10 protein-coding genes are annotated in these 11,639 nt (G+C 42.6%); 2 read left to right on the top strand and 8 right to left on the bottom strand.

Features of this window, described 5'->3' with window-relative positions; all coding sequences use genetic code 11:
• From GSF13_RS08150 to GSF13_RS08125, 6 genes are all read right to left on the bottom strand, one after another.
• Positions 1-624, bottom strand: coding sequence for a flavin prenyltransferase UbiX (locus tag GSF13_RS08150; protein ID WP_010605733.1), 624 nt, complete (start codon positions 622-624; stop codon positions 1-3).
• Positions 625-629: 5 nt separating this feature from the next.
• Entirely contained in the window at positions 630-1,973 is a 1,344-nt protein-coding gene (mpl, locus tag GSF13_RS08145; RefSeq protein WP_010605734.1) for a UDP-N-acetylmuramate:L-alanyl-gamma-D-glutamyl-meso-diaminopimelate ligase, read from the bottom strand.
• Positions 1,974-2,207: 234 nt separating this feature from the next.
• Positions 2,208-2,993 (bottom strand): CsgG/HfaB family protein, encoded by a 786-nt coding sequence (locus tag GSF13_RS08140; RefSeq protein ID WP_174170378.1) that lies wholly within the window; start codon positions 2,991-2,993, stop codon positions 2,208-2,210.
• The gene (locus GSF13_RS08135) at positions 2,994-3,443 is read right to left on the bottom strand and encodes a curli assembly protein CsgF (protein ID WP_010605736.1); all 450 of its coding nucleotides are present in this window, start codon (positions 3,441-3,443) and stop codon (positions 2,994-2,996) included.
• A gap of 1 nt (position 3,444) precedes the next feature.
• Positions 3,445-3,834: a CsgE family curli-type amyloid fiber assembly protein gene (locus GSF13_RS08130; protein WP_029215819.1), complete on the bottom strand. Its 390-nt coding sequence runs from the start codon at positions 3,832-3,834 to the stop codon at positions 3,445-3,447.
• 126 nt (positions 3,835-3,960) lie between these two features.
• Complete coding sequence (locus tag GSF13_RS08125) at positions 3,961-5,484, bottom strand: curlin (RefSeq protein WP_211867818.1); 1,524 nt, start codon at positions 5,482-5,484, stop codon at positions 3,961-3,963.
• 628 nt (positions 5,485-6,112) lie between these two features.
• Here GSF13_RS08125 and GSF13_RS08120 point away from each other — a divergent pair.
• On the top strand, positions 6,113-8,611 hold the full coding sequence (locus tag GSF13_RS08120) for a S8 family serine peptidase (RefSeq protein ID WP_349251766.1): 2,499 nt from the start codon (positions 6,113-6,115) through the stop codon (positions 8,609-8,611).
• Positions 8,612-9,196: 585 nt separating this feature from the next.
• On the top strand, positions 9,197-10,093 hold the full coding sequence (gene galU, locus GSF13_RS08115) for a UTP--glucose-1-phosphate uridylyltransferase GalU (RefSeq protein ID WP_211867814.1): 897 nt from the start codon (positions 9,197-9,199) through the stop codon (positions 10,091-10,093).
• 222 nt (positions 10,094-10,315) lie between these two features.
• Here the strand turns inward: galU and GSF13_RS08110 are convergent, their stop codons facing one another.
• On the bottom strand, positions 10,316-10,762 hold the full coding sequence (locus tag GSF13_RS08110; protein ID WP_211867812.1) for a transposase: 447 nt from the start codon (positions 10,760-10,762) through the stop codon (positions 10,316-10,318).
• Between the two features lie 475 nt (positions 10,763-11,237).
• Complete coding sequence (locus tag GSF13_RS08105; protein WP_174170381.1) at positions 11,238-11,630, bottom strand: VOC family protein; 393 nt, start codon at positions 11,628-11,630, stop codon at positions 11,238-11,240.
• Positions 11,631-11,639: the final 9 nt, after the last annotated feature.

Raw genomic sequence — 11,639 nt, 5'->3', positions numbered from 1 at the left:
TTATTCTCCATAACCCCAGCGCTTAGCTAAGGTATGCTCGATGTGTAGATGATCTAAAATGCGGGCCACCATAAAGTCGACCAAATCGTCGATACTTTGTGGCTGATGATAAAAACCTGGTGCTGCAGGCATGATAGTCACCCCCAAGCGGCTAAGCTTGAGCATGTTTTCAAGATGAATTGGACTAAAGGGCGTCTCACGCGGCACTAATATTAATTGGCCACGTTCTTTGATCACCACATCTGCTGCGCGCTCAAGCAAATTGTCAGATGCCCCAAGTGCAATGGCTGACACGCTTCCTGCGCTACACGGACACACCACCATCTGCTTTGGTGCGGCCGAGCCAGATGCCACAGGGCTAAACCAGTTATCTTTACCAAATACCTGAATTTGCTTATCTTTAGCACAGAAAAGCGTCTGTAGTTGCTCTGTTGCTTTTTGTTCATTTCCTGAGAGTTTTAAATTCGACTCAGTATCCAGCACCACTCTGGCTGCGCTCGAGATTAGCACGTAAACTTGATAGTTTAACGACACCAATACCTCGAGTAATCTCAGTCCGTAAGGGGCGCCCGACGCACCACTAAAGGCCAGCGTAATTGGCCCATTAAATGTTTGTTCTGACATAATGATTACTTTTTCAATGCAGTTAAAAGTTTGTCGTGGATGCCACCAAAACCACCATTACTCATAATCAACACATGCTGGTTTGGTGCTTGATTTGTCACAACCTGTGCGACAATCTCATCCACACTTGCAAAACACTGACGACCCGCGGCTTCAGCTTGTGCTTTAAGAGACCAAGATAGGCCATCTGGTTCGAATAGATACACTTCATCTGCCACATCAAGGGATTGCAATAAGGTTTCTTGATGAATGCCAAGCTTCATCGTATTTGAGCGAGGCTCTAAAATAGCAATGATAGGTGCATCTCCAACTTTTGCTCTAAGACCTGCGAGGGTCGTTGCTATTGCCGTGGGGTGATGTGCAAAGTCATCATAGACAGTAACGCCATTGACCTCCCCTTTAATTTCCATACGGCGTTTAGGAGAAATAAATTGCCCCAGCGCTTCGATACTCACCTCGATTGGAATGCCCACATGTCTTGCCGCCGCAATCGCCATCATGGCATTTTTCACATTATGCACACCAATCGCTTGCCAATTTACTTCGCCTTTTTCTTCGCCCTCAAATAATACCGTAAAGCGAGAGCCGTCAGCCTTGAGCAAGTTATACGACCATTCTTTACCAAGGGATTCCTGCTCGCTCCAAAAACCACGTTCAATGACGTTTTGTAGCGCAGTATCATCCGCTGGATATACGGCTTTACCTTGGCTGGGTAGCGTGCGAATTAAATGATGAAACTGGGTTTGAATGGCATTTAAATCTGGAAAAATATCAGCGTGATCATATTCAAGATTGTTGAGTATTAACGTGCGAGGTAAGTAATGGACAAACTTGCTGCGTTTATCGAAAAACGCCGTATCGTATTCGTCGGCTTCGATAACAAAGAATGGCGTATCTGAAGTGCGCGCCGACACACCAAAGTTTTGCACTATGCCACCAATCAAAAAGCCCGGGCGTAATCCTGCGTATTCGAGTAACCAAGCCAACATACTCGCAGTGGTCGTTTTGCCATGTGTACCGGCAACTGCCAACACCCATGACTGGCGTAATACATGGTCTTTTAACCATTCAGGGCCTGAGGTATAACGCATACCCTTTTCTAAAACATATTCAACGCACGGATTACCACGGCTCATGGCATTGCCGATGATCACCACATCAGGCTCAACATCGATGAGTTGCTTAGGGTCGTACCCTTGAGTTAGTTCAATTCCGAGTGATTCAAGTTGTGTACTCATCGGCGGGTAAACATTGAGATCTGAACCTGTGACTTTGTGCCCCAATGATTGAGCGATGGCTGCGATCCCGCCCATAAAGGTACCGCAAATCCCTAAAATATGTACGTGCATGATGTTAGCGTTCTTTATTATTTCATTGCCATTTAGATTAACATACTCAGCTTATTGGTGGCTGACTTTATTGTTGAATCTCATGCACCAGTATTATTCTTTATTTTAAAGTGGGTAGTGTGAGAACGTGCTCAAGGTTGTATCGTTCTTAAAATTTTTGTCGCGCTAAAGCACGACCTACGGTTAGTGGTGCGTGCCACGCAAAAGGGAGCGTTGTGGTAAAGGTTTGTCGCGCTAAAGCGCGACCTGCGATGCGGTAGCTGCCGACCACACGCCTTTTTCGATACCCTGTTGTACCATCAAAGTCAGCGCTTTTTCTATCGCTTGAGTTACACAAATGTGCATCGGTTCGTTATCGCTAAAACCCGCTTCGGCTTCAGCCAATCGTTTATAACTCACATATCGGAAAAACCCTGCCCGAACCTCCATGGATAGCACTTTTTTACTACTCGCGACAGAAAGCAGCACTTGCCCGGTACGAACATCAACTGCGCGCATATAAATAGAGATAACATCCTCACGATAAAGCTCAGATGCACCTATGCCAAAATATTCCATCCCCAAACCGCCTGTGCGGATATTAGAGTCATAGCTGATGATCCCGCCTTCTAAAATAATCTTTGCGGTCATTAATGGTGGCAAAGCGCTTGTATCATTATCATCACTTGCTGCACGAATAATTTTGCGCTCAGTCAGCAAGTTTTGCAGCCCTTCACGTTCTACCGGAATAAACCAATCCGTTTCGTGTAGTGCCTGCATTAAAATCGAGTTAGCGCCTTGAGTCACCGCTGTTGAAAATGAACTCACATTATCTTGTGGTTTATATTGCCCTGTTTGGTCGCGAAATGAATAAACCGAGACAGGAATTCGCCCCTTAGGTGTGGGTAAATTTTTTAGTTCTGCAAAGGTTTCGGTATCGGTCAGCTCAATAGCCACACTTTGCGCCGGTGGCAACACACGTGACATGCTAGAACAACCACTAAGTAGTAACAACAATACCAATAAAGTTACGCGGAGCATTTAGTATCCTCCACCAGCCGAAGCGGCAAACCTGGGTACTTCAAGAATGGTTTCTTCACCCGATGCTGTATTTGTTATTCTAACCGTAATGGTGTCGGGTGTACTGGTGATCACTTGGATTTGATAGTCGCCACTCATAAACGTCGCGTCTTGATCAAAAATACTGTCTTTGATGTCATCACCAAACGCTACATCCGTAATTTCTCTTACCAAGCGGTTGAGATACGTACGCTCGAGTGATTCTTGAAACTTTTCATCATAGGTCTTTTCTATAATTGGCGCTCTGTGTTTATTTTGAGATTGCGCTTTACTCAATAACATATTGGCGTTTAACGGGTTACCACCAAATGCGGGGTTAATTGGTTTATATACCAGCTCCGTTGCTGCCACATGAGCACCGCTAAGTAGCATTAAACCAGCACACACGATTGTTGTTTTTATTGTTGCCATGTTACCACCCACTTGCTGCTAAATCTTCTGAGCCATTCTGTTGATATTGTTCTCTCGCCATCGCATCCATAATAGTAAAGATGGCAGTCTCAACTCGCTCATCAACAGAGCCACCTCTCCTTCCCATCGCTGTTGCGTAGACTGCGCGATTATTCATTAAAACTTCTAACCGAGTGCCTGCTCTTGGTAAAACCGTTTCTTTAACCGTGATATTAATTCCCGAGGTGTTAGGAACATCTCTCCAAAGCTGTGAAAATTGAAAGTAAAACTGATGACCAAATCGGCTAATACTCTGATCCATCACTAAACCATCAATTTCTACATCTTCTTGTGCACTCAGTGAAAATGTAGAAACGAGCATGGCGCTCAAGAATGTTATTATTCTTATCATTATTTGTTTACTCACGGCATAGAATATCTTTACTGACGAGATTCACATTGATATTTTGGTTAGCTGAATAGTACAAAATACGGGGGCTGGTGTTGCCCCTGTCTAAATTGCTTAGCTATTACTTAGTTATTGCTGAGTGATAGTCGCAACGTTGTTGTCACCAACCTGAGTTACGGTAATGTTTTGACCACTACCTGTAATTCCACCTTGAACTAAGTTGCCATCACCAATTTGGCTTACTGTAAATGCATTATCATCACCGTTGATAATGAATGCTTCTGAGCCCATACCCATCACAAAGTTGTTGCTACCATTTTGTGTGATGTCTAACATATTACGGCTGCCTTCAAGCATTAAATCTATCGCGTTAAATTCGCCTGATTGCGCAATATCTACTTGGTTTGAACTGCTATCGAACACACTGCTCATCGTCACAACAACACCATTGCCAGTGCCACTTTGTGAGATATCAACGGCGTTGTCATTGCTTGCAAGGCTAACGTCTGGGTAAGATGATTGCACTACCACCTCGTTTTCATCACCCGTTTGGGTAACATCAACATCGTTATCACTACCGTTGAAATTCGCAACATGTGCGATGTTCGCATTACCTACTTGAGTCGCTGAAAACTCATTGTTTTCACCAGCAACGCCAAGGTACATCTCGTTGCCATTGCCAATTTGCATCGCGGTAAATTCGTTATTATCACCAACAACGTCAGCTTGAACTTTGTTCTCATCACCACGCTGTTCAGCCGTCACTTCATTATCACTACCAACTAATAAATCTGACGCAAAGGTGTTAGTTGAGCCTTCCTGATCGATACTAAGCTCGTTATTGTCTCCAGTAATTTCAAATACGTTAACCGTATTGCTATCACCTTCCGACTGCTCAATCTCAATTTGGTTGTCATCCCCAATCACTGTCTCTACGGCAATAACATTGAAATTGCCGCTTTGGCTCGATTCAATTTCGTTTTCATTACCCTGTAGACTAATCACTTTATATTGGTTATACACACCATCTTGGTCCAAAGTAATTTGGTTCATATCACCTTGTACAGACTCAAGTGTGGCTTCGTTCCACATACCTGATTGTGTCGCTGATACCTCGTTTTGGCTACCTTGCATATTTAGGTTGTAGAACCATTGACCGCCAGAACCTTGAGATACCGTAATAGTATTTTGATCGCCATTAATGATATTGATGGCTTCGTTGTTAATCCCAAGGATCCCGCTACCTGACTGCTGAATGTCAATCGCGTTATCGTCGCCAGTAACTTCCGTTAATGCGCCGTTAGATTCACCATCTTGGCTATATACTTGGTTATTGTTGTTACCAGTTGTTGTTATAATAGCGACGTTACCAGTACCATTTTGATCGGCTTCTGTAATGTTGTTGTCGCCAACCGTAGTCACATCTGTCAGATTAGATGTTCCCAGTTGCACAGAAGCTAACTCGTTGCCACCTTGACTACCTGAAGTTTGTGAAAGCTTAAGCTCATTACTTGTTCCACTTACACGTTCTACTTGTGAAAGTGCAGAAGTTGAAAGTGGTTTATTATCTGATTTTGCCTCAGCATGTGCTGTAATAGAATGTGTTAGCGCAAGTGCGATCGCGCAACTCACGATTGATTTTGAAAACTTCACACTGTTCTCCTTAGAGATTTATTATATTATTTTTCAATTAAGTGCTTAGTGCAGGCTTTGAGCTGTTGCCGAACTCAGCCAACTGCAACCTTTCACTTAACTAACGTCCTGTTATGACTCATTACTCTTGAGTCGCTCCCACCTGTGCCAGTTACCAGAGTGTTACATTTTTAATGAAAAACGTAATCTATATCAAAGTCAGCAAATCAATATGATGAAATAATATATTTTATTACGTCTAGTCATCTTTAACTCTAAGATGGGAACAACCGAAGATAAATAAGAAGATTTTATGAAAAAAATATCCTTTATTTTTCATTACGATACAAAGCTAAACTTACACAAAATTACGAACAAAAAATGGAGATACAAAAAAAGTATGGTTAAAGTTCAAACGCACCCATTTACATACATCCCATAAAAAAGAACCAAATAATTCATTCCGAAACCTCCTACCCAGTAAAAAATCCTGATTTTATTAATTAACGCTTTTTTTACATTGCACTGCTGAATATCTGCGTCTAGGTTTTAAGACGTTGCCAAAAAGACCACAGCCACTACCAGAAAAATTACCAACTCAAAAAATCGTGTATCGATGGATACGCTTGAAATTAAAAAGGTTATTAATATGAGATCTAAACTTTCTGCATTGTCTTTGGCTTTGCTACCAGCACTTGCTTTCACGGCTCAAGCGGCAGTTCAAATTGAAACAACAACCGCGACTGCAGACGACAGCATCCTAGTTGTATTTAAAGAAAATACCTCTGCAGCACTTCGTGCAAATGCAAGAAACCTAGTAAAAGCAAAAATGGCAGATTTAAATGCTGACGGTGTTGATGATAAATACCGTCATGTTTTGAAAGGTCGTTTAGCAAACTTTAAGCTAGATAGCATTACAGCAAAACAAGCGATTGAAAAACTGGCTAATCATCCAGCGGTTGCATATGTTGAGCCTGACTATCAAGTAAAAGCACTTGGCATTCCCGATGACAGTCGTTTTGACGAATTGTGGGGTATGCACAACACAGGTCAAACTGGTGGTACAGCAGATGCCGACATTGACGCTCCTGAAGCGTGGGATATTACGGTTGGCTCACGTGATGTTATCGTCGGTGTGATCGATACCGGTGTTGATTATACTCACCCAGATCTAGCCGCAAATGCATGGTACAACCCGGGTGAAATAGCTGGGGATGGTATTGATAACGACGGTAACGGTTATATTGATGACGTTCACGGTATTAACGCGATTACTGGTAGTGGCGATCCGATGGATGACCAAGGCCACGGTACGCACGTTTCGGGTACTATCGGTGCTTCAGGCAACGATGCAACGGGCGTTGCTGGTGTAAACCATGAGGTGTCTATCGTAGGCTGTAAATTCCTCGATGCATCAGGCTCAGGCTCAACCTCAGATGCGATTGAGTGTATTGACTATATGGTTGCGCTTAAAAACGCGGGTCATAACGTTCGTGTTACTAATAATAGTTGGGGTGGCGGCGGCTTCAGCCAAGCACTTTCTGATGCAATCACAGCCAGTGAAAATGCGGATATCTTATTTGTTGCCGCAGCTGGTAACAGTGCGGTAGATAACGACGTAAACCCTCACTATCCTTCAAGCTATGAACACGACAGTGTATTCTCTATTGCAAGTACAACACATACCGATGCGATGTCTTCATTTTCTCAATGGGGTTTAACGTCTGTTGACATGGGCGCACCAGGTAGCGCAATTTTATCTACCGTTCCAGGTGGTGGTTATTCAAGTTACTCAGGTACTTCAATGGCGACACCTCACGTTGCAGGTGCTGCTGCTCTGGTACTTTCTATCAATCCTACACTAAGTGCTATCGAGCTTAAAAACCTACTGATGCAAAGTGGTGATGTTAATGCTGACCTTACAGATAAAACAGTATCTGGTAAGCGCTTAAATGTGAATCAAGCAGTAATCGATGCAGACCCAGAGCCTGGCTTTAGAGTGTCAGCTCGTCCTGCTAATCAGGAAATCACGGCGGGCGATACTGCAACATACGAATTTACTTTTGCTTCGGTCGCTGACTGGCAGGGTACTATAGACTTGTCTGTTACCTCACCAATTGCTGGTGCGACATTGTCTGCGACTACCGCAATGCCTGGCGATACTGTAACACTTTCAGTACCAACTACGGCTTCGACTCAATGGGGCGAATATAGCTTTACACTCAATGCAACATCAGGTGAACTTGCAGATCAAGAGCAGGTAGGACTATATGTATTACCTCAAGGGTTAAGCGATTTCAGCTATGAAAATACTACCGCGGTAGACATCCCTGATAACGATGCTTCTGGTATTACTTCTGTGATCACTGTAGCTGATACGGTTACTGTGTTTGATAGTAATACCCTAGTGGATATTACACACACCTACATTGGCGACTTAATTGTTACACTTACCTCTCCAGCTGGAACAGTAGCAACACTGCATAACCGTCAAGGTGGTGCCGCAGACAACATTAACCAAACCTTTAACTCAGCTGCATTTAATGGTGAAGTTGCAACAGGTGATTGGACATTGTCTGTCTCGGATAATGCAGGTATCGATACTGGAACATTGAACAGTTGGACTCTAAACCTAACAGGCCTTGGTGAAACATCTCCTCAACCTCCAGTTGCGGGCTTCAGTTTTGCAGCTTCAGGCTTAGCCGTGACATTCACTGATGAAAGCCGCGACCCGAACGATGACATCGTTAGTTGGGCATGGGACTTTGGTGATGGCAGCATCAGTACTGACGCCAGCCCGATCCATGAGTTTGCAGCATCTGGTGAGTACAGCGTTTCTCTGACTGTTACTGATAGTGAAGGCAACAGCCACACAACAACCCAATCTGTTATTGTTAGTACTGATGAAATTGAGCTATCGCTAGTTCGCGCAAATAAGTCTCGCTTAGGCTTTATCCGCGTAGAACTTTCATGGCAAGGCAGCAGTGCAGATGAAGTAACGATTTACCGTGATGGACAAGCGATTGAATCTGTCTCAAATACTGGTAAATTCAGAGACTTCTCTCGTGATTTAGAAGCTACCAGCTACACGTATAAAGTGTGTCAATCTAGTGAAATCTGTTCAAATGAAATCACAGTGAACTTTTAATCACTCTATCCCCAAAAAATAATCTAAGCCCCGGAAGGGGCTTTTTTGTTCTTATTATCCAATTTAATGTACTGGTTAAAAATAGCCGAATAAAATAGATATGATATTTTTACAGATCGCGATAGAAAACAGTTGTAATATAAGCTAACATTGCTTTGATGAGATAACGATGCAACGCTTTCACATTCAACCCACATTCCTGCCGTAAAGTCGACTTGATAAAAAATTAAGCCGAATTTTGTACTTCACTAGATAGCGTCCCTAATGTGCAAGATGAAATTAGTTTGGCTTCTTATGTACAGTAACTCTCAATTGAGATATGGAAAAGCGTTGAAAGATCAAAGTGGTAACCTCCAAAATCAGTGCTCATTCAGCTCTCGTCGTTCATGATGTTTTCATTCGCCTAATAGCTTGTACAAATAGCTCCAAAATAGCGAAAAAGCGAAGTAACGGCATAAAATGAAGTATTAGAGTATACTCCTGAATACTATTGGAGAAATTGCAACTTAATCTGGTTTGCAACTTTTATATGAAGCGCTACAATGCAGGGTGAAAATTGGAAACTAGTCAAAATATGGACTTTTTATGAAAGCAGTTATTCCTGTCGCGGGTCTTGGTACTCGCATGCTCCCAATGACCAAAGCCATTCCAAAAGAAATGTTGCCTTTGGTAGATAAGCCACTCATTCAATATATAGTCAAAGAATGTGTTGCAGCAGGTATCAAAGAAATTGTGTTAGTGACTCACTCATCAAAAAATGCAATTGAAAACCATTTTGATACCAGCTTTGAATTGGAAGCAACCCTTGAAAAGCGTGTAAAGCGTAAACTTTTACAAGAAGTACGCTCGATTTGCCCTGAAGACGTCACTATTATGCATGTTCGTCAGGGCGAAGCCAAAGGTCTTGGACATGCTGTGTTATGTGCGCAGCCTATTGTTGGTGACAATGACTTTGTTGTTGTATTACCTGACGTAGTTTTAGACGAATATTCTGCGGATCAAAGTAAAGAAAACCTTGCTGCAATGCTTTCTCGTTTTAACCAAACAAAAACTAGCCAAATTATGCTAGAACCGGTTCCACAGCAGGACGTATGTAAGTACGGTATCGCTGATGTTAATGGTATTCAACTTAGCGCTGGCGAGAGTAGCGCGATAAAGCATATGATCGAAAAGCCAAGCATTGAAGAGGCTCCTTCTAACCTAGCAGTGGTTGGCCGCTATGTACTTTCTAAAAATATTTGGCCCCTATTAAGGAAAACACCTGTCGGTGCCGGTGGCGAGATCCAGTTAACGGATGCAATCGATATGTTGATGGAAAAAGAAACCGTTGAAGCTTTTCATATGAGTGGACGCTCACATGACTGCGGAGATAAGCTGGGTTATCTTAAAGCTATCGTTGAATATGCGATTCGTGACGAGCAGTTAGGTGAAGAATTTTCACAATTCTTAAAACGCTTTCATCAATTAAGCCTAGCTTCTTAGTTTGTCGCGGGATAAACCCGCTGCTACTGGTTTTTGCACATTCGTAGCAGCGACTTTAGGTCGCGATTCTTTTATGACTTCACGTCGCGACGCTTGTAAGATTTAATATCACGACTCACACCAACCCTGGTCGCGGGATAAACCCGCTGCTACCGGTTTGCACATTCGTAGCAGCGACTTTAGGTCGCGACGCTTGTAATGACTTTCAATCACCTTAATAAATCACACCCATATACAAAACCAATATGGATATTCACATACCCGCGTAACAAGGTTAGCCCTTATTGGATTCTGAATTATATACCTTGCTTGCTCTTTTAAATCATCTTCGCTTCGAATCAAGTGTTCATAATAACCTTTTTGCCATAAGCTAAAGACACCAAATGAGCGTAAACGAGTCGTAATTCGACCCTTTATGGCGCGAATTGCATCTGACAAGCTAAGGGAGCCATTTAGCTGTATGATTAAGTGCAGATGATCCGGCATTAAAACGAAAGCAATAACTTTAAAAAGGCGTTCCTTTTCGCAAGCCATGATTGTCTTAGCGGCCTCAGCACAAATCGAAAAGGAGTTAAAGTACGACTTTCTATCTTTGCACGTTACGGTAATTGCATAGAAATGATTTACGAGTGAGACCCGCTTATTCCTCAAGTTTTGACTTTTGTACATGTTATATCCTTATAACTCTACGTACATAAAGAATAGAGCAGATTTGAAAGAGAGCAAACTTGAAAAGTATATAGGAATCAACCCTGGTCGCGGGATAAACCCGCTGCTACCGGTTTGCACATGCGTAGCAGTGACTTTAGGTCGCGATTCTTTTATGGCTTTAGGTCGCGACTCTTTTAAAATTTAATATCACGACTCACACCAACCCTGGTCGCGGGATAAACCCGCTGCTACCGGTTTGCACATTCGTAGCAGCGACTTTAAGTCGCGACTCTTCTATGGCTTAGGGTCGCGACGCTTGTAAGATTTAATATCACGACTCACATCAACCTTGGTCGCGGGATAAACCCGCTGCTACCGGTTTGCACATGCGTAGCAGCGACTTTAGGTCGCGATTCTTTTATGACTTTAGGTCGCGACTTATTTAACGATTTTATGCTGAGATTTACAACCTTTGACGCGGAGTACCCCGTTTCTACCGATATACGTCACTTTTTTCAATCACTTCAATATCATACCCATCAGGATCTTTGATAAAAAAGAACCTTGCTACCAATACATCGTGATTATAAAAGTCCTTGATTGCTTGAGGATTGTAGTTACTTTTTTGGGCTTTATCGTAAATTACTTTCAAATTATCTACAGCAAATGCAAGATGCCCATAGCCATTACCGATGGTATAATCTACAGCCTCATGATTCCAAGTCAGCTCTAATTCAAAGGACGTTTCTTCATTGCCAAGATAGATAAGAGAAAAGCCACTAAAATCTAGTCGTCGCTTCACTGTCAATGCAAATACATCATGATAAAATTTAGTTGAACGATCAGCATCTTTCACTCTGATCATTGAATGGATCATTTTTGCCATTACTTTACC

The organism is Pseudoalteromonas sp. M8, from assembly GCF_018141365.1.
Taxonomy (GTDB): Bacteria; Pseudomonadota; Gammaproteobacteria; order Enterobacterales; family Alteromonadaceae; genus Pseudoalteromonas.
The sequence above is the reverse complement of the archived record's forward strand: the minus strand, read 5'-3'. Positions and strand labels throughout refer to the sequence as shown.